Consider the following 18,025-nt stretch of genomic DNA (forward strand, 5'->3'; position numbering starts at 1 on the left):
AAAATGCCTCTGGTTTCTGCCAATCCTGCCTGTACTCTATAAAGCGATCCGTTCGAAAAGTACTCTTACTGTACCGCCGCAGATCATTCCCAGATCTCCAACTCCCTGGCCCAGCTCATAGGTACGTGTCTCCACATTTCGTACATTTACCGCATGCTTTGCAGCTTCAAACTCCACTTTTCCGCCGCCGATGCTACCTGCACTCCTTCCGTCTGAAAACACGAACATTTTACTTCCGGTTCCTCTTGGAGAAGATCCTTTTTTCTCAATAATTGTAATCATGGTTCCCGAAACGCCGCAGCGTACAGCTGCCTCCACAGCTTCATCACAGTAGGTACGGAAATATCTGTTTTTCTCCTGAACGATCTCTGCCATGATGCTGACCGCGATCTCTGCCGGCATCTGCCCCCCGATGGGAAGTCCGATAGGCGCATGGATCTGGTCCAGTTCTGTTTCGGTAAAACCCTCCTTGAGAAGCTTTTCCCTGGTGATCCTCACCTTTGTCCTGCTTCCGATCATTCCGAAATAGGCAAAAGGCCGTTTCAGAATCTGTCTTGCACAGGTGGAGTCTCCCAGATGTCCTCTTGTTACGACTACATAATAGGCATTTTCATATGGTGGGATTTTTTCGGAAAGCGTTTCAAAATCGCCTGTGATCCGCTCATCTGCCTGGGGAAAACGCTCTTTTGTCACAAAATCCTCTCTGTCATCCATCACAGTTACATGAAATCCGAGAAGCCGTCCGATCTCTGCAACAGGCTGGGATACATGACCACCGCCAAGGATGATCAGACGGGGATTTTTTTCGTAGGTTTCCACAAAGATTTCCTGATCTTTGGCTTTCACAACTCCTGTTCCTGCTGCCTGAAATACCGCATTTTTCAGCACTTCTTTTCCTTTTTGCAGCAATGCATTTTCTGCGGTGCCGGAACCTTCGAAATAATCTTCCTCTGCCAGATATTTAAGGCCTGCGTTCTCTCCATTTAAAAATATTCCTGTTTTTACCCGTCCTTTTTTTTCTACAATATCATATATCTTCTGATACATCTTTTCCATCCTCTCTTTTCAGCAATACCGCTCTTACAGCACTGATGCCTATTCTTCCTCTGCGATCTCTTTCACAGCTCTCGCCGCCTCGTCTACCTCTTCCTCTGTATTAAAACAGGAAAAGCTGAATCGCACAGCTCCTGTTTTCTCTGTTCCAAGAGCCTGGTGCATCAATGGTGCACAGTGACCGCCGGATCTTGTACTGATACCGTAATCTTCACCAAGGATCATACTAAGCTCGGAAGATCCCATACCCATAATATTCAGTGTTACGACCGGCGAACGGTCCTTCTGGGAAAAATCCCCGTACACAGTCACCCCTGAAATTGTTTTTACCTGTTCATAGAATCTCATCATCAGATCCTGTTCCCGCTGTCTGATCCTGTCAATTCCGGTTTCCTGTATCCATCCAAGTGCTGCACGAAGTCCTGCAATACCATGGCTGTTCAAAGTTCCTGCCTCCAGTGCTTCCGGCATATCTGACGGATGTTCCTTCTGAAAGGTAAGTATCCCGCTTCCGCCGACTTTCAGAGGTTCTACCTTCACTCCAGGACGTACACAGATTACTCCTGTTCCCTGCGGTCCCATCAACCCTTTATGTCCCGAAAAACATAAGATATCAATCTGGTCTTTTTTCATGGAAATCGGAAAAACTCCTGCTGTCTGTGCAGCATCTGCAATAAATAGAATATCATGTTTCTTCGCGATCTCACCGATTGCATGAATATCATTTCTGTTTCCTGTAAGATTGGATGCATGTGTACATACGATCACCTTTGTCTCCGGCCGGATTGCAGCTTCCATATCTGTAAGGGATATCCTGCCCTTTCTGTCAGCCGGAAGAACTGTCAGCTCCAGACCTTTTTTTTCCAGGGCATAAAGAGGGCGAAGTACACTGTTATGATCCATCTCTGTTGCAATAGCATGGACCGGACCATCCCCTGGATGCAGAACTCCGAACAATGCTGTGTTCAACGCTTCTGTGGCATTACTGGTAAAAGCCACACATTCCGGCCCGTCTGCCTCAAACATTTCTGCTATCCTGCATCTTGTATCAAAAATAAGGTGCGATGCTTCCATCGCTTCTCCGCTGCTTCCTCTTCCGCTGTTTCCTGCCTGGTGCATGGCCTCCATTACAGCTGTAAACACACAGTCTGGTTTATGAAAGCTTGTGGATGCATTATCCAGATAAATCATCTCAAATCTCCTTGTGCTTTTTGTAAAAAAATCATATAATGTTTTGTGTAATTATTCACAAAAATATTGAACAATTACTGTTATTTTATACCATCAGAGGAGGTTTTCCAATGAAAAAATCATCTTTTTTCAAAAGCCTGCCATTTAAACTACTGGTTGCTGTATTCCTTGGTATTATCGCCGGTCTGATCCTGAATCAGTACAGCACAAACGGAATTTCCATGGCAGTTCTCAATATTGTCGTCACTGTCAAATATATCCTGGGACAGATCATCACCTTTTGCGTACCTCTGATCATCCTTGGTTTTATCGCCCCGTCCATCACCAAGCTTGGGAAAAATGCTTCTGTCATGCTTGGAGTTGCTGTTGTCCTGGCTTATGGTTCTTCCGTCGGAGCAGCACTTTTTTCCACTGCATCAGGATTTTTGCTCATTCCCCATCTTTCTATCCACTCCTACACAGCTGGCCTGAAGCAGCTGCCGGAAGTGATCTTTGAGCTGGAGATTCCGCAGATCATGTCTGTTATGAGTGCACTTGTTTTTTCTGTAATGATCGGACTTGCAGCCGCCTGGACAAAGGCCAGACTGATCACCGGTATCCTAGATGAATTTCAGAAGATCGTCCTGTCCCTGGTATCAAGGATCATCATTCCTGTGCTTCCTCTGTTTATCGGCTCAACATTCTGTGGACTGGCTTACGAAGGAACCATTACCAGACAGCTTCCTGTTTTCCTAAAGATCATTTTTCTGGTTCTGGCAGGGCATTTTATCTGGATGGCATTTCTGTACATTCTTGCAGGAGTTTATTCCCGTGAAAATCCTCTGGAAGTTCTCAGGCATTATGCACCGGCTTATCTTACGGCTGTTGGAACCATGTCCTCCGCAGCTACTCTGCCTGTAGCTCTCCAGTGTGCTTCCAGGGCAAAACCGCTCAGAAAAGATCTGGTAAATTTCGGAATTCCGCTTTTTGCAAATATCCATCTCTGCGGTTCCGTGCTGACAGAAGTTTTCTTCTGTATGGCTGTTTCAAAGATCCTGTACGGTTCTGTTCCTGCCATGGGAACTATGGTTATCTTCTGCCTGCTTCTTGGAGTTTTTGCGATCGGTGCTCCTGGTGTTCCGGGCGGAACAGTTATGGCTTCCCTTGGTATTATCACAGGTGTGCTGAAATTTGACAGTTCCGGTACAGCTCTGATGCTTACTATCTTTGCTCTGCAGGACAGCTTCGGAACTGCATGCAATGTTACAGGTGACGGTGCGCTGACTCTGATGCTTACAGGCTATGCCAAACGTCATCATATTAAAGAGCAGAATATTGATATTGATCTGTAAAATCAGAGCATAATATAAGTCCCCGCCTACTGCTTATTGCTTTTGGCAATAATAACAGCTGAGCGGGGATTTATTACTTTGGTCAGATGACTTCACAGGCTTTCTTTATACATTTACAGAACTCCCTGTGGGAATGCACTTTATTTACGGACATATTACCCTGGATGCCTTAGTAAGCTTCTCAGCAATAGTATACATGTTGGTAACAGTTCCTACTGCCGGTTCTCCCAGACCATAGAAGTTCACACAGGTTCCGCAGGTAAGGATTTCTGTTCCCTGCTCCTGCAGTGTACGAAGGTCTTCAATACATGGAGAATCCTTCGCTGTAAGCCTGGCTCCGCCATTGTAGAACAGCATCACTGCCGGCGGTGTTTCAAGCTGTGTCAGTGCATAGACAAAGCCTTTGATCAGAATACCGCCAAGCTCCGGATCTCCGTCTCCCATCTTATCAGAGGTAATACTTACAGTATAATCTCCCTGCGGTACTGCCGGTGCGCAGACGATCTCCGGCTCTGCTTCACTTCTTCCCTGTTTGTCAGATTTTACTACCATGCGGATTTCATAGCCATCCGCTGTTTTCTTTGATACAAAACTGCATCCTGTGCTTCCTGCAAGTCTGCTTAAGTTGTTCACTGCTGTCTCATTATCTACAAGGATCTGGATCTCATCATCCTGTTCTGCATGATCCAGTACTTTCTTTGTCATAACTACTGGAATCGGACACTGTTTTCCCATTGCATCTACTGTATGTTTCATGGCTTTCTCCTTTATCCTGAATATTTTGTATATTCTGTTCTTCTGTTATTACGCAGCTTAACTGTCCTGCGATTTATGTTTATTATTTCTCCAGGGCATGTGCCTGCCTGAATATCTCACACGCTCCTGTGTTTACACACCGCTCATGTGCACAGTCCATAAATGTAAGCTCTCTGTTCCCATCATCCTGAATTGTATATTCGCAGCATACGGTCTCACCGTTATTCATGGTACGGCAAAAACCGGAGATAAATTCCTCTTCTATTTCCATTTCCGTTCCTCCGCCGGAGCCTCTGCTACCTCAGAAGGTGTGATTTCCTCCAGCATTCCTGTTTCGTTATAGGCCTCAAACTGCTTCTCGATCCTGCCAAGAATATCTGCATACTGACAAAAAGCCTCTGCCAGCTCTTCCCTGTGTTCCGGAAGCTTCTTATAACAAACTCTGTGCTCCATACTCGCCCACAGATCCATGGTCATGGTACGAAGCTGGATCTCCACCGGAAAATATTCCATCGTGTCCAGATAATATACCGGAACAGCAATGATCACATGAAAGCTCCGGTACCCGTTGGGCTTGGGATTCTTTATGTAATCCTTCTCCCGGATAAAGATCAGCTCACTCTGTCTTTTCAGTGCATTTACAAGGTTATAAATATCATCTATGAAATAACAGATCACACGAATCCCGGCGATATCCCGGAGATAGTCCTTGGCGTTCTGTACACTGTCCGAATGTCCCAGCTTCTCCAGTTTCTTCTCAATACTCTTCTTAGCCTTGATCCTCTCCTGGATATTGTGGATCGGAGATACAGAAGACTTCTGATACAGGCTTCCGTTCAGTACTTCAAGCTTGGCCCGCATGATCTGACAGGCGTTCTGGTATGGCTGGATACAATCATAATATTGTTCGTTTGTCATGAAAACCCCTCTTTCTCATTTGCTCACCATGGTCTTTATTTTACAAAACAAATGTGAGCATTCTGTAGTAAATTTCTAAGATTTTCCTGACTGATTTATGAAATTTTTATAAATCCTATTAGGAAAGCTTATGAATAAAAAGTCCGCTTCGCAGCTTCGGCTCAAACCAGGTGCTCTTCGGCGGCATCAGCTTTCCCTCATCAGCAATAGACATCAGCTCCTCCATGGAAGTAGGATACATGGCAAAAGCAGCTCCACCTGTCTCATCTGCAGCTGCTGCCAGATCTTTCAGCCGATGGTTGCCTCCCATAAAGCGGATGCGTTCATCTGTACGTGGATCCCGGATTCCAAGAACCGGTCCAAGAACCTTGTCCTGAAGAATGGATACATCCAGCTGGCCTACGTTATCTTTTTCAGCATAAATATCCGGATATGCTTTAAGATGAAACCACTCTCCGTCTACATACAGGCCAAAGCAATGTTTCTCAACAGGTTTGCACGGAAAGCCAGGCATGGCCATTAATTCAAAGTTGAACTTCATGCTTCCAATAAAAGCTTTCGGTGTCATTCCTTTCAGATCCTTCACGATTCTGTGATACGGAAGGATCGTCAGCTGGTCAAAGGGAAATACTACAGAGAGGAAAAAGTTGAATTCTTCTTTTCCCGTGTAATCCGGATGCTCTGCACGTCTTTTCAGGCCTACTTTTACGGCAGATGCTGCTCTGTGGTGGCCGTCTGCGATATAAATGGATGGGATTTCTCCAAATAATTCCCGGATCTTCTGAAGTTTTGCTTCCTCATCTACCACCCATACCCTGTGTGTGATCTCATCCTCAGATGTAAAATCATATACAGGTGCATGTTCTGTTTTCCAGTTTTCCATCAGTGCAAGAAGCTCCTCCGGATATCTGCATGCAAGAAAAATAGGGCCTGTGTTTGCATCGCATACATCCACATGGTGGATTCTGTCCTGCTCTTTTTCCTCTCTTGTAAGCTCATGTTTCTTGATCACGCCGCTTATATAATCATCAATGGAACTGACTCCCACGATACCTGTCTGGGATTTCCCCTTACGGATCAGCTCATATAAATAATAGTTCGGCTTCTTATCCTGGATTAAAATTCCCTCATCCTGAAATCTGTCCAGGTTCTCTTTTGCCTTCTCATAAACCTTCGGATCATAAAGGTCTGCAGCCGGATCAAGATCCATCTCTGCTCTGTCCACGTGGAGAAAAGATTCGGGATTTTTCTCTCCGATCTCTCTGGCCTCCTCCCTGCTCACTACATCGTAGGGAAGTGCCGCCACCTGTGCTGCCCTCTCCGGCGCAGGTCTCACTGCCCGAAATGCCTGAAATAAAGCCATGATGTTTCTCCTCTCATTTTCTGCTTGTATTTTCACTCCTGGAAATCTTCTCATCCCTTCGTGTTCTGTCACTGCTCTGCGTTTCCTGTCCGCCAGAGCCATCCTGACTATTTTAGCACATAGATATTTCCACTGCAATGTGGAAACTTCGCATATCGGTTTCTGTATTGATTTCCATTGTTGACTTTTTGCACTGCACACAGAAAGTATCGTCTGCTTCGCAAATCCACTTTATGCAAATTTCTACTTCTGCCTTCTTGTGCGCAGCGCAAGAAGTATCGCTTGCTTCGCAAGCTTAGTTTTGCATGTGAATCTTCTCACCTTGAAGTACCGGGTATCTTACAAGTGTATTTTCGTCCAGATCTTCATGGTTCATATCTACTGCTGATATCTGGTGGTTCTCATATGTCGTATAATAATAGATTCCCTTATCTCCGTTGCAGCAGGAAGTATAAAGGGTGATCTCATATTTCTCGGGCTCTACCTCACAGCAGCCTCTCTGCTGGTCCACAGATCCCAGAATGTGGAAAAACTGGCTGACACTCTCTGCTTCTGTATCCCCGGAAACAGAATGATCCCGAACAAATGCCACTCTGGCAAATCTGGATGCAGAAGAAAGATCTCCCGGCAATCCCAAAGCACCCATTCCTCGGCTGTATGCTTTCAGTTCAAGCTGGTCTGAAAAATGATTTTCCGGCTGCTTCGCTGAAAGATGCATGTAATTGTTCAGCATAAACATCTGCTGGTTAAAAGGCGGATTATTTGTAAGAACCCCTGCCGGATTGTCCCAGATATGAAGTCCGTCTGCCATGGCTTCTACTGTGATGGCTTCATTTTTATCTGCAATGATCCAGTGGAGCTGTGCACAGGGCAGCATTTCACTGAACGGAGTTTTTACCAGATTGATGTTGGCAAGAAGTGCTCTGGTCTCTTTTACTGTTGCACATTTCCCAAGGATCCAGGGGATAAATTCAAACTGAGCTATGTTTTCTTTTCCTTCTTCCACTTCATTATATACTGCATTTCCCACGAAATTCAGACCTGCCATTCCAAGACCTTTTTCATTGATCCCATCATAATAAAGCGGGTAATCCCCTGCCACATGTGCCATACCGATAATGGCATAATGACCGGAAAGGGTTCCCATATGTCGAAAGTTAAATACATAGTTACGAGGTGTAATGGTAATCTCATCACCATAGGAAAATTCATAATCCAATGTTCTTCCAAAATAGAAATCTTTTGTTTTATAGGTTGCTGCTGTACACATAACTGATGTCTCCCTTTCTGTATTTGTAGATGATATCCTGTATTTTAATACTTCTGAAAATCAGGTGTCATGATCATTTTTTCTCCGGCTTTGTTTTTCCATTCAGCTCCGGCAGCACTGTAGCCAGCATGGTAAAAAAGCAGGCACAGCCACCTGCCAGATTGGATATCGGTTCAGCCCAGAACACACCGTCAGTTCCCAGTCCGTTTACATATGGCAGTAAAATAGTCAGCGGAACTACAATAAACGCCTTTCGAAGCAGAGAAAAAAATGTAGCTCTTTTTGCTTTTCCAAGTGCTACAAACACGCTCTGTCCTGTAAACTGCAATGCCATAAAACAGAATCCGAAAAAGTAAATATGGAGAGCCGGAACTCCTTTTCGGAGAAGCTCCGGATCATTATTGAAAATACGGATAAAAAATTCAGGTGCCAGTTTCAGGATTCCCCATCCCGTAAATGTATAAACTACGCAAACAATGGTAATAAATTTGATTGCTTTTTTAATCCTGTCATACGCTTTTTCACCATAATTAAAACTCATCACAGGGGAAGCTCCATTAGTCAGACCCTGTACCGGCATGGTAAAAATATCTCTTACAGAATTAAGGACTGTCATAACTCCCACATAGATATCTCCACCCCATGTCTGAAGCGTGGCATTGCATACAATCTGAACCAGGCTGTTGGTAAATGCCATAAAAAATCCTGACATACCAAGACTTATGATATCTTTCACTCTTTTCCCTGAGATGATCATTGCGCTCTTTTTTAACGTCAGAACCGCTTTTTTTCCACAAAGGAAGCGTAACACCCACACTGCAGAACAGAACTGGGAAATAATGGTTGCTGCTGCCGCACCTCGTACTCCCATATGAAATACAAATATAAACAGCGGATCAAGTACAATGTTCAGCACTGCTCCGATAAGAATGGTGAGCATTCCCATATTTCCAAATCCCTGGCTGTTGATAAAGGGATTCATTCCCAGTGTGACCATTACAGACAGTGTTCCCAGAAGATAGATCTTTATGTAACCGGACGCATAGGGAAAAGTCACGTCACTGGCTCCAAATGCATAGAGAATCGGCCGATAAAACAAAAGTCCTGTTACTGTCAGGATCACTCCTGTTCCGATCAGCATCACAAATGTGTTTCCCATAAGCATTTCTGCTTCTTTTTCGTTTCCCCTTCCACGTTCCATGGAACAAAGCGGTGCTCCGCCGTTTCCAAACAGATAGGTAAAAGCAGTGATCAATGTAATAATGGGAAAACATAATCCCACACCCGTCAGTGCGGTAGCTCCGATCTCCGGGATCCTTCCGATGTAGATCCGGTCCACGATATTGTAAAGGAGGTTCAGAATCTGTGCGATGATCATAGGCACAGCAACCTCCATAATATTCCGATAGACATTTCCTGTGGAAAAATTTGTCTGATGTGTTCTCATTTCCATTACACCTTCCTTCTGCTGAGCATGCAGAAAGTTTTCTTTGTATTAAATAATACTATAGATGAAAATCAATGTAAATCTGTTTATTCCTCAATGATCGGAATAGTCATATTTTCGAAGGCTCTCTGCATCTGAGGATGACGTATAAGAAAATGGATTACCGGTGTCCTGTTTTTTGAAACAATAACCCATTTGCCCTCGTGGAGCAGAATCTGAATATTACGGTAAGCAGATATCTGGAGGATTGAGGCATTATAATTATTGTTTTTTTCTGCAAATTGTTTTGTCAGGATCAGATGCTCCTGATAAGTATCCCACGAGTAAAATATATCCTTCTCGAAAAACAGGCCGGATAATGACAATGCCGGTGTAAATTTCCGAAATTCTCTTTCAGAAAAAGCGGATATTTCATCAGATATTTCATCATGGGACAAAATATCAGAAATTCTTTTTTTCTGTTTACGTACATAGTCGATAATGGTATTCTGCTCATTCTCAGGAATATTATTATATTCAAGAATATTTTCAAGCAGTTCATCGGAAATCGTATATAATGGCAGGACTGAAAGAATTGCACGGCGTTTTCCTGATGTTTTTGAATCGGAAAGAAGGAAAGCCTCATACGCCTGTTTGGAATCCTTGAGAAAAATCTCCATAAGCGGAGTTGCCCTTGAAAGAAGATCCTCTGCCTGTTTTCGGTAGATAGCCAGTTCCTTTTTATTTTTGGTAAGATAATATATTCCGTTTTCGTGATGCCCCACGATTGCTTCACCGGAAAGAGCAGCAGCACCGGACACTTTCAGAAGATGGGAAAAAAAACGGTTCTGATTATCTTTTAAATAATACGGAGAAATCTGTCCTGTCATATACATCGGAATCCAGCCTTCCAGCCCGAGCATCATTTCCGGAAAAGTTCTGTTCAGATTATGTATCTGATATAGATGCAGCCCTTTCTTCAGCATCAGTGCCATTCCAAACATCCATTTTCTGGGAAATTCCGGATCTTTCGCCATTTCTTCCATAGGCATGTCACTGTACATGATAACAGATTCCTCAGATTTAGAAAGGACTGTAGCTTTCAGAAAATCCAGTTCGCTGTCCATTATCTCCTGAAGGCCATGATAAGTTCTGGAACCAGGTAACTGAAACGGTATGGAAGGTACTTTCAGTTCATCAAAACGGATTGTTTTTATATATTCATTCAGATTAAATTCATTCAGTCTTTTCAGAAAATCCGTAAGCGGATCAGTTATCTGTGAATTTCCGTTCAGAAGCCAGCGGATCAATATTGCATTTCTATCTGCTTCTGTTGAAAGGGCAGATATATTTACGCCGGTAAGTTCAGAAATAAGATGTATATCATTATCTGTTGAAAACCGGTGCACAAAATAACCTGAAATTTTTCTGCTGAAATCTCCTGGATCTGCAGGCTGACGTTTTCCGGAACGTATCCTGGAAAGATAAGAAGGATCATAATTCAAAGTTCTGGATAGCTCAGAGATACTAACGGAAAATATCATAAGCAAAGTGTTGAAATTATGACATAGTTTATCCATATCAGTAAAAACATCAGAAACAGATTCCCTAAAGAGCTCCCGGACAGTTTCTTCCGTAAAAGTAAGTTCCGGCTGTGACGCAGCCAGCTGGATAATTCCTGAAACCAGTTTGTCAAAATGGCCGGAGTCAGGAGCAGGAATTCGTTCCCCGGACCGATATCGGCTGATCGTAGCCGTAGAAACACCTGATGCTTCACTGAGTTCTCTGGCTGTGCAGCCGATCAGATCAATATAACTATTCAATATATCTTTAAAATCCACACTAATCCCCCCTGTAACCAATGTCATAAGTCTCTGCTGATTTTTACCAGATGTATACTGGTTTATTTTAACATACAGTACCCAGCTGATAAAGGGAGATAATTTCCGAATTGTCATTGACAGTTCGGAAATTACGACTTTCTGTTACTTTTATCCTGTATAATAAAATAAAAAAAGAAGGAGTGGGACTATGAAAAAAAGAAAGATCCAGAAATTGCTGGCTGTTTTTCTGGCAGCATCGACAAGTGTAACGGCAATGCCTGCAGGTGGAACAGCAGCTGGCTGTGCAGGATTGAAATCTGTATTTGCTGCAGAAAAAAATGAAAATACCGGAACCGGTGAACAGAAAACATGGCTATTGCAGAAAGATTCCGAATATTCCGAACATGGCTATTCAATCACTGACCGTTATGTGATGCCAGGTGACCGTGTGGAATTTAAAGGCGAAAGCTCCAGCTATTCTGAGTTATTATATGGTACATGGGTGAATTATATCTTATCCAAGTCTGCCTTCAGTATTGACGCATATAATACAGATAAACTGAAAAGTGGCGATATCAGCATCGACAATCTGGAAATGAAAGCTTTTCGAAATGATGCTTATTTTATGGATTCCGGAAAAGAAGAAACAGATCTGACAGATGTAAAAGCAGTCAACGGTGCAGTTGCTTTTAACAACAATACAGGCAAGGCACTGAAGATCATTTCTTGGAGTGAAGGACCTCTGGCAGCTTATAATGTTTACTCCAACCCCGGAGCTTCTATTCCAAACCGTGGCCATACATACCGTCAGAGAGGAATTACTGTTTATGCCTATGAACCGGAATATCTTATAAACTATGATCTTCAGGGTGGAAACCTGCAGAACGAACAACTGCCTGACAGATATCAGCTGTCCAATGAACCATTTACACTGCATATTGCATGTCCCGTAAAAGAAGGACAGCATTTCTACAGATGGGAAGGCAATACTCTGTGGGGAAACGGTTCCTGTCTGTATCCTGATGAAAACCTGAAAAAAAGCGGACAGGATCATCTGGCAATGGAATGGGATGCGTCTACCTGTGCATATCGTGATACTTCTCTTAAAGCAACTTACACTTCCGGAGAAACTGTTACATTTCATGGCGCAGGCGGAATGATCAATGGTCTGGATTCCTGGATCTATGAAGTTGACTATAAAGACGGCAGGTATATAGAACCGGATTTATCCGGTCTACGTATCACAAAGAATGGATATGTTTTTAAAGGCTGGTATATGGATGATAAATATACACGTCCATATTATGGAATAAATGACGACAGAACATATGATATGAACGGCGATGGTGTATTTGACAGCAGTGACAAAGCACTGGGAGCTCCGTTCAGTTATTACAGCTATGATATGCACCTGTATGCAAAATGGGAACCTGTTCACAGGCACAGTTATGTAAACTGGAAGTGGGATGAAAAAAATCACTGGAAAACCTGTGAATGCAGTGCTGCCGGTATCAGTTCCCCACATAAATACAGCAGCTGGAAATACGACAAAAAACAGCATTGGAAAAAATGTGCCTGTGGTTCCGTGATCAGTAAAAAAAATCACCAGCTTGTCACAAAGAATGCCAGAAAAGCTACAGTAAAGCAGACAGGCTACACCGGTGACAAAATATGCAGCACCTGTGGCTACATGGCAGAACAGGGAAAAACTGTTCCAAAAATAAAACCTGCACTTCCGAAAAAAGGAAAAATCTGCACTTCAGGACAGTATCAGTACAAAATCACAGCCTCCAGTAAGACTACCAGAACAGTTACACTCCTGAAATCCACATCAAAAACTTTACAGAAGGCAAATATTCCATCTAGTGTCACCATCAGCGGTTATACTTACAAAGTAACCGCAATCAGCGCGAAGGCTTTCTGCGGAAATACTCGCCTGAAAGAAGCTGTTATCAGCAAAAATATCAAAACTGTCGGCAGTCAGGCTTTCAGCAGATGTAAAAATCTCGGTAAAATAACGATTCAGACCAGTCTTCTTACAAAGATTGAAAAAAATGCATTTTCCGGAATAAAAAAGAATGCAAAAATCTATGTACCCAAAACCAGATATGCCTCCTGTAAAAAAATGTTAAGAAAATCAGGGATTTCCTCTGCAGCAAAGATCATATCCAGATAAGAAAAAGGATATGTTACTTTTTATTTATTTCTTGTGTTTTTCGCTGTAATCGTTTATAATAAACCCATAAGAACGGTAATGATTCCACGTGCAACCGGTCAAAAAACCACATCGCAGGGAATCAGCCCCGGATGGAGGTATAGTTTATGGATAACAATTACAGCGGCATGGCTGTAGGTGTCTTTGAGCTGGACAACCTGGTAGCCTGTTTTGTTGCTCTTGATGCTGCTTCCAAGGCAGCAAATGTGAAGATTCAAAGCGTTGAGCGTAACCGTCTTAAGAGCGGTGCCTGTGTGAAGATGCGCGGTTCTGTTTCTGATGTCAATGCAGCAATGGAGGTTGCGCTTGAAGCAGCTAAACCTCTTGGCAAAGTCGTTTCTCATACTGTGATCGCTTCTCCTTCTGAGGATACAGAGATCGCACTGAAGATGACGATCAACAAGTAGGAAGCGAGGGTTTGATTATGAATTATGGTGCTTTTGGTTTAGTTGAGGTTGTTGGAAGCAGCAATGCGATCCTTGTGATCGATCAGATGCTGAAGACCTCTGATGTTTCTTTTCTTACATGGCAGACAAAATGTGGTGGCCATGCTACTGTTTTCCTGACTGGTGATGTGTCTGCCGTAACTGCTGCTGTTGAGAGTGTCAAGGGAAATCCTCCTTGTGAGATCGTGGCTTCTGCAGTAATTTCTAATCCTTCCGAGGAGACTGTTCGCCTGGCGGAGGAAGAGGCTGCCAGGAATCATTTTATGTAAAATATTTGATAATTGTAACAAACATAAACAGGGAATCTTCCCGGGCTTCGTCATCCTGAAACCCGTGAAGATTCCCTGCTGTTGGTCAGAGCACCTCTCTACTATCCACATCCAGCAACTCTCTCTCATCCGGCACATCCAACACCGCTGTATCCTCCCGGTGCTTCCTGATCACTCTTTTTCCTCCGACATCTCCTTCAAGCTCCATCAGTTCATCAAAATACTTTCCGGAAAAAATACAGGGATTTCCTGTTTTTCCATTGTGCTGCACGCAGGCAATTCCTTTTTTTTCTTTCCGGAATTTTTCTATCAATTCCAGAAGCGTCTCACATCGAAGCCAGGGCTGATCTGATACGGTGAATAAACAGGCATCTGTATCCCAGCTGCCTCTCAGACCAATTCTCAACGAAGAAGAAATTCCTTCATCAGGATGTAAATTATAGAACACGGAGATTCCTCTTTTTCTGACATCTTCTGCAATCTCATCATACTGGGTGACAACAGTGATAGAACACTGTGTACCTTGTAATTCCAGTTCTTTTCGTACTTTCTCAAGTTCTGAAAGAATATGCCTGTACATCGGTACTCCATCCACTGTATACAACAATTTATTACTTCCAAATCTTCTGCTGTTTCCGGCAGCAAGCATAACCAGCCCCAGTTTCATTTTCTTTTACCTCACCATATCTTTTCCACTACTTTACAAAGTGATCAATCCTTACGCAGGCTCCCGCAAACAGCTTCAACTCCTTTTATCCTGCATCTTTCCACAATCTTCTCCGCAGGATCCAGCGATTCCAGAACATCTGCCTTATTCAGATAAACCAGAAATCTCCTCTTACCGACACCTTTTTGCAATCCTGTCTTTGCTACAGCGATCTTAGCCACATTTTCCCAGGTCACAATATCCTCCACATTTTCCCCGAGGAATCCGGCCACATCTTCCGGTCTGTGGGCAGTGTCTGCGATTTTTTTTCCAAGACAGTCCAGGCCGATCACACCAACTACAATATCTGCGATTTCCGGTATCACTGGCTCCCACTGTGCAGGAACTTTCAGGGGAAGCCGCTTCGAGCCGTCAGCTTCCACAAGAAGAGCATCACAAAGGCCGGACAGCTTTTCAAGGATTTCCCTGTCAGGACCGGAAATCTTCGGCTGTCCGGCCTTATGATAAGCCGCTGTTACATAACCATATTGAGCAAGAAGCTGCCTGACTCCGGCAGCATCCCCTGCATCAGCAAAAGGACGCCCCGGTTCCCAGGCCATATGTGTTGTAGTAGTGACGATTACCTTTTTTCCTTCTCCGGCGAATTTCTCTGCCAGATAATAGATCAGGGTGGTCTTTCCGCCACCACCTGTAAATGCCGCGATCATGGTCTGATTCCCTGTGAAAGAAGCACTTCCAGAACACCACCGGCAATACATCTTGCCTTATCAGAAATAGTAAAACAGTTCTTTTTCTGCTCTGCCCTTGGGTCAATATCTGCAATCTTCATTCCCTGAAAAACAGGATATCCATCCCGGATCAGTCCGCGGATCACACCGGAAATCGCTGCCTTCACAGGAGTTTCCCCAATCATGGCAATCACCTGATCTTTCTTCACAATATCTGCAATGTGGCTGATATTTTTCATAACACCAGCTGCAGGAGAATGGATCACCCGTTCTTTTCCAATTCCTGCGATCACGCCTGGTACTCCCGTATTGGGAAGTGCACTGCCCTCCCGGATAATACGTCCCAGATTGTGTCCACGCATGGTCTCGATCACATAATCCACATCTTCCCCTGCAGTAAATCCAGGTCCTAGTCCTACTGTAAGAGGAGCCATCGTGCGATCCGTTCCCAGATTTTTTTTCGCAAGAATCGCATCCACAACTGCCGCCGGTGCGAGCTCGTGGATATGTTTCCCTTCAGTATCTGTGAGAAGAGGAATTTCTCCCTCTTCCCAGCATCTTTCGCACTGTGCAAGAATATTGTTTTCTGTAATGTGCTTGCACACAACACCTTCCACTGCAGAAGTTCCATCATATACAGCCTCGCAGAAAGCCACGTGGCGGCGAATGGCGCTTGGGCGGTCGCATTCCAGAATCAAAACATGGTATCCGCATTGATGAAGTTTATGAATCACTCCCGTTGCCAGATCACCGCCGCCCCGCACCAGAATCATTTTATTCTTAGTAAGTTCCATTCTCATATACCTGCTGTCCATTTCCTGGCATTCCTGCTGCCAAAGTATCATAAAGCTCTGCATAAGTTGCATCCTGATACGGAAATACATAGAACAGTCCCACAAGTCCGAATGTGATGGAAGAAAGAATATTCCACGGAATAAATGAAAGATCCAGAACAAAAGTATTCCATTTCTGTCCGTACATCATCTCACGGCTTCTGGCAAAAGCTTCATTTCTGTCCATTCCCGGATATTCTGCCAGAAGATACGGAACCATCTTATATTCATAAGATTTCACAATTCCCGGAATCACAAAAAGCAGTGACCATAAAAACGTAAAGAGATCACGACAGAACATAACTTTCACCACATTTCCATAATTTCCGGAACGGAATGCACTTAATATCTTTCCGGGTCCTGGTACTGAGAACAGGTTATCAATATAAAAGCTGCGTGCACCTACTTCCAGCACATTTCCCACCAGAAGATGCAGAATTATGCCGATCAGTGCAACTGTCACAACTGCACCGGCTCCCACAAGGGCAAAGATCAGCATCCACGGGGAGCGTGCTCCGCTGAACATATGTCCCACATATGAACTCACGCCATCTGTATCAAAAGTACTGACAGAATAATTATACTCAGAATGTACAGCATTTCCCGCACCGCTCTGTGCTGCTCCTTTTCCGCCGGAAGCAACTACGATCGCCAGGATAAAGCTTACCAGAACTGCTGCCCAATAATTCTTTCGGAAAGCTTCTTTTGCCCGCCACTTCAGGTCACTGCGTGTCCAGCTGATTTTTTGTCCGTTCATTTTCATCCCTCCATATATGCTTCGCAGATCCGGAATTCATATTTACCCTTTTGCCATGACACAGGATCCAGCTCTATCAGATACCCGCCACCGTTTTTTACATGCCATTCATAAAATGGCCGCTGTCTGTCTGCATACTCTTCCATAATGTTCATAATGGTTCCGCCATGGATCACCAGTGCCGCTCTGTGCACATTCTCCCGGATACACCCTGTAACTGCCTTCTGAAATCCCATCAGGCTTCTGTGCTTAAATTCTTCCCTGCTCTCTCCTCCGGGAAAAGGAAGCATTCCGTTGCTGTCGATCCACTTCTGATAATTCTCATTTCCGGAAAGCTCCTTGTAATTCTTATTCTCAAATTCCCCGAAATCACATTCTGAAAGTTCATCTATAATGTGGAGTTCTTTTTCCGGAAAAAGGATCCCGGCTGTCTCCACACATCTGAGAAGCGGGCTTGCATAAAGTGTTTCCGGTATTGGGTAACTTAACTCCTTTAAAAATTCACAGCCTTCCTGGGTTAAATGTTCATCAGTTGTCCCAACGTAACGCTTAAGCTTATTTCCGGGAGTCTGGCCATGACGGATCAGATATATTTTAAGCATCTTTTAACACCGTCCCGATTCCGCACACAACTCTTGTCACCTTGCTGCTCCCTGCTGCCAGTGCAGTGCAAATACGTCCCACAGCTTCTCTGTACTGCCGTTCAAAGGCATCTGCAGGAACGATTCCGTAGCCAACCTCCTCACTGACCAGGATCACATCTGGATTTTTTTCCAAAAGCTCCCTTGCCAGATCTGTGAGATCTCTTCCTTCTTTCAGGGATTTTCTTATGTATTCGTGAAATCCCAGAACACCATCTGCCTGATAAAGTTCTTCATCTGTAAGCTCTGAACCTTTTTTCCATGTGATATCAGGAAAATTCCTTCTGGCATAGTTTTCTTTTCCCTGGTATGCACCACCGATTATCATTTCCATATTA

At 43.9% G+C, this 18,025-nt stretch carries 19 protein-coding genes; 4 read left to right on the plus strand and 15 right to left on the minus strand.

The features are described from left to right. Nucleotides 1-36 precede the first annotated feature (36 nt). Together HFM85_RS01625 and HFM85_RS01630 are read right to left on the minus strand one after the other, a co-directional pair. Nucleotides 37-1,047 (minus strand): XdhC family protein, encoded by a 1,011-nt coding sequence (locus tag HFM85_RS01625; protein ID WP_173737271.1) that lies wholly within the window; start codon nt 1,045-1,047, stop codon nt 37-39. A 48-nt stretch (nt 1,048-1,095) separates the two neighbouring features. Further along, nucleotides 1,096-2,244, minus strand: a complete 1,149-nt coding sequence (locus HFM85_RS01630) for an aminotransferase class V-fold PLP-dependent enzyme (RefSeq protein WP_173737270.1) — start codon at nt 2,242-2,244, stop codon at nt 1,096-1,098. A 110-nt stretch (nt 2,245-2,354) separates the two neighbouring features. On the opposite strand from HFM85_RS01630, the gene HFM85_RS01635 reads away from it, so the two are divergent. Continuing rightward, a complete protein-coding gene (locus HFM85_RS01635; protein WP_173737269.1) occupies nt 2,355-3,575 on the plus strand; it encodes a dicarboxylate/amino acid:cation symporter in 1,221 nt (406 codons plus the stop codon). Nucleotides 3,576-3,719: 144 nt separating this feature from the next. Here HFM85_RS01635 and yedF read toward each other — a convergent pair whose 3' ends face one another. From yedF to HFM85_RS01670, 7 genes are all read right to left on the minus strand, one after another. Further along, nucleotides 3,720-4,331, minus strand: coding sequence for a sulfurtransferase-like selenium metabolism protein YedF (gene yedF, locus HFM85_RS01640; RefSeq protein ID WP_173737268.1), 612 nt, complete (start codon nt 4,329-4,331; stop codon nt 3,720-3,722). A gap of 82 nt (nt 4,332-4,413) precedes the next feature. Then, nucleotides 4,414-4,602 (minus strand): hypothetical protein, encoded by a 189-nt coding sequence (locus HFM85_RS01645; RefSeq protein ID WP_173737267.1) that lies wholly within the window; start codon nt 4,600-4,602, stop codon nt 4,414-4,416. Beyond that, on the minus strand, nt 4,593-5,249 hold the full coding sequence (locus HFM85_RS01650; RefSeq protein ID WP_173737266.1) for a GTP pyrophosphokinase: 657 nt from the start codon (nt 5,247-5,249) through the stop codon (nt 4,593-4,595). Before HFM85_RS01650 ends, HFM85_RS01645 begins: the two co-directional genes overlap by 10 nt. A gap of 118 nt (nt 5,250-5,367) precedes the next feature. Next, nucleotides 5,368-6,612: a DUF1015 domain-containing protein gene (locus HFM85_RS01655; protein ID WP_173737265.1), complete on the minus strand. Its 1,245-nt coding sequence runs from the start codon at nt 6,610-6,612 to the stop codon at nt 5,368-5,370. Nucleotides 6,613-6,907: 295 nt separating this feature from the next. Continuing rightward, nucleotides 6,908-7,882, minus strand: a complete 975-nt coding sequence (bsh, locus tag HFM85_RS01660) for a choloylglycine hydrolase (RefSeq protein ID WP_173737264.1) — start codon at nt 7,880-7,882, stop codon at nt 6,908-6,910. 73 nt (nt 7,883-7,955) lie between these two features. Continuing rightward, the gene (locus HFM85_RS01665; RefSeq protein ID WP_334297442.1) at nt 7,956-9,329 is read right to left on the minus strand and encodes an MATE family efflux transporter; all 1,374 of its coding nucleotides are present in this window, start codon (nt 9,327-9,329) and stop codon (nt 7,956-7,958) included. An 86-nt stretch (nt 9,330-9,415) separates the two neighbouring features. After that, nucleotides 9,416-11,149 (minus strand): helix-turn-helix domain-containing protein, encoded by a 1,734-nt coding sequence (locus tag HFM85_RS01670; protein WP_173737262.1) that lies wholly within the window; start codon nt 11,147-11,149, stop codon nt 9,416-9,418. A 190-nt stretch (nt 11,150-11,339) separates the two neighbouring features. Here HFM85_RS01670 and HFM85_RS01675 point away from each other — a divergent pair, with 190 nt between their 5' ends. The 3 genes from HFM85_RS01675 (at nt 11,340) to HFM85_RS01685 (ending at nt 14,061) form a co-directional block, all read left to right on the plus strand. Then, entirely contained in the window at nt 11,340-13,307 is a 1,968-nt protein-coding gene (locus HFM85_RS01675; protein ID WP_173737261.1) for a leucine-rich repeat protein, read from the plus strand. Nucleotides 13,308-13,453: 146 nt separating this feature from the next. After that, nucleotides 13,454-13,753, plus strand: a complete 300-nt coding sequence (locus HFM85_RS01680) for a BMC domain-containing protein (protein WP_119238896.1) — start codon at nt 13,454-13,456, stop codon at nt 13,751-13,753. Nucleotides 13,754-13,770: 17 nt separating this feature from the next. Continuing rightward, a complete protein-coding gene (locus HFM85_RS01685) occupies nt 13,771-14,061 on the plus strand; it encodes a BMC domain-containing protein (protein ID WP_119238897.1) in 291 nt (96 codons plus the stop codon). An 85-nt stretch (nt 14,062-14,146) separates the two neighbouring features. On the opposite strand, the gene HFM85_RS01690 is transcribed toward HFM85_RS01685, so the two are convergent. From HFM85_RS01690 to HFM85_RS01715, 6 genes are read right to left on the minus strand one after another with little or no spacing between them, the layout of a single operon-like run. Beyond that, entirely contained in the window at nt 14,147-14,728 is a 582-nt protein-coding gene (locus tag HFM85_RS01690) for a nucleotidyltransferase family protein (protein ID WP_173737260.1), read from the minus strand. A gap of 44 nt (nt 14,729-14,772) precedes the next feature. Further along, nucleotides 14,773-15,435 (minus strand): selenium cofactor biosynthesis protein YqeC, encoded by a 663-nt coding sequence (yqeC, locus tag HFM85_RS01695; protein ID WP_173737259.1) that lies wholly within the window; start codon nt 15,433-15,435, stop codon nt 14,773-14,775. Continuing rightward, nucleotides 15,432-16,256: a selenium-dependent molybdenum cofactor biosynthesis protein YqeB gene (yqeB, locus tag HFM85_RS01700; protein ID WP_408609583.1), complete on the minus strand. Its 825-nt coding sequence runs from the start codon at nt 16,254-16,256 to the stop codon at nt 15,432-15,434. Before yqeB ends, yqeC begins: the two co-directional genes overlap by 4 nt. After that, on the minus strand, nt 16,237-17,046 hold the full coding sequence (locus HFM85_RS01705; RefSeq protein ID WP_330594673.1) for a DUF975 family protein: 810 nt from the start codon (nt 17,044-17,046) through the stop codon (nt 16,237-16,239). The genes yqeB and HFM85_RS01705 overlap by 20 nt, the downstream gene beginning before the upstream one ends. A gap of 2 nt (nt 17,047-17,048) precedes the next feature. Continuing rightward, entirely contained in the window at nt 17,049-17,648 is a 600-nt protein-coding gene (locus HFM85_RS01710; RefSeq protein WP_173737257.1) for a histidine phosphatase family protein, read from the minus strand. Continuing rightward, the gene (locus tag HFM85_RS01715) at nt 17,641-18,021 is read right to left on the minus strand and encodes a bifunctional adenosylcobinamide kinase/adenosylcobinamide-phosphate guanylyltransferase (protein ID WP_173737256.1); all 381 of its coding nucleotides are present in this window, start codon (nt 18,019-18,021) and stop codon (nt 17,641-17,643) included. The genes HFM85_RS01710 and HFM85_RS01715 overlap by 8 nt, the downstream gene beginning before the upstream one ends. Nucleotides 18,022-18,025: the final 4 nt, after the last annotated feature.

This window comes from Blautia schinkii (genome assembly GCF_013304825.1).
Classification (GTDB): Bacteria; Bacillota; Clostridia; order Lachnospirales; family Lachnospiraceae; genus Blautia_A; species Blautia_A schinkii_B.

Excerpts from the sequence above, each read along its gene's own strand:
- HFM85_RS01650 (WP_173737266.1), bottom strand. The coding sequence starts at position 5,249 with ATGACAAACGAACAATATTATGATTGTATCCAGCCATACCAGAACGCC.
- bsh (WP_173737264.1), bottom strand. The coding sequence starts at position 7,882 with ATGTGTACAGCAGCAACCTATAAAACAAAAGATTTCTATTTTGGAAGA.
- yqeC (WP_173737259.1), bottom strand. The coding sequence starts at position 15,435 with ATGATCGCGGCATTTACAGGTGGTGGCGGAAAGACCACCCTGATCTAT.
- HFM85_RS01690 (WP_173737260.1), bottom strand. The coding sequence starts at position 14,728 with ATGAAACTGGGGCTGGTTATGCTTGCTGCCGGAAACAGCAGAAGATTT.
- HFM85_RS01630 (WP_173737270.1), bottom strand. The coding sequence starts at position 2,244 with ATGATTTATCTGGATAATGCATCCACAAGCTTTCATAAACCAGACTGT.
- HFM85_RS01715 (WP_173737256.1), bottom strand. The coding sequence starts at position 18,021 with ATGGAAATGATAATCGGTGGTGCATACCAGGGAAAAGAAAACTATGCC.
- HFM85_RS01705 (WP_330594673.1), bottom strand. The coding sequence starts at position 17,046 with ATGAACGGACAAAAAATCAGCTGGACACGCAGTGACCTGAAGTGGCGG.
- HFM85_RS01645 (WP_173737267.1), bottom strand. The coding sequence starts at position 4,602 with ATGGAAATAGAAGAGGAATTTATCTCCGGTTTTTGCCGTACCATGAAT.
- HFM85_RS01665 (WP_334297442.1), bottom strand. The coding sequence starts at position 9,329 with ATGAGAACACATCAGACAAATTTTTCCACAGGAAATGTCTATCGGAAT.
- HFM85_RS01625 (WP_173737271.1), bottom strand. The coding sequence starts at position 1,047 with ATGTATCAGAAGATATATGATATTGTAGAAAAAAAAGGACGGGTAAAA.
- HFM85_RS01635 (WP_173737269.1), top strand. The coding sequence starts at position 2,355 with ATGAAAAAATCATCTTTTTTCAAAAGCCTGCCATTTAAACTACTGGTT.
- HFM85_RS01655 (WP_173737265.1), bottom strand. The coding sequence starts at position 6,612 with ATGGCTTTATTTCAGGCATTTCGGGCAGTGAGACCTGCGCCGGAGAGG.
- HFM85_RS01710 (WP_173737257.1), bottom strand. The coding sequence starts at position 17,648 with ATGCTTAAAATATATCTGATCCGTCATGGCCAGACTCCCGGAAATAAG.
- yedF (WP_173737268.1), bottom strand. The coding sequence starts at position 4,331 with ATGAAACATACAGTAGATGCAATGGGAAAACAGTGTCCGATTCCAGTA.
- HFM85_RS01675 (WP_173737261.1), top strand. The coding sequence starts at position 11,340 with ATGAAAAAAAGAAAGATCCAGAAATTGCTGGCTGTTTTTCTGGCAGCA.
- HFM85_RS01685 (WP_119238897.1), top strand. The coding sequence starts at position 13,771 with ATGAATTATGGTGCTTTTGGTTTAGTTGAGGTTGTTGGAAGCAGCAAT.
- yqeB (WP_408609583.1), bottom strand. The coding sequence starts at position 16,256 with ATGAGAATGGAACTTACTAAGAATAAAATGATTCTGGTGCGGGGCGGC.
- HFM85_RS01680 (WP_119238896.1), top strand. The coding sequence starts at position 13,454 with ATGGATAACAATTACAGCGGCATGGCTGTAGGTGTCTTTGAGCTGGAC.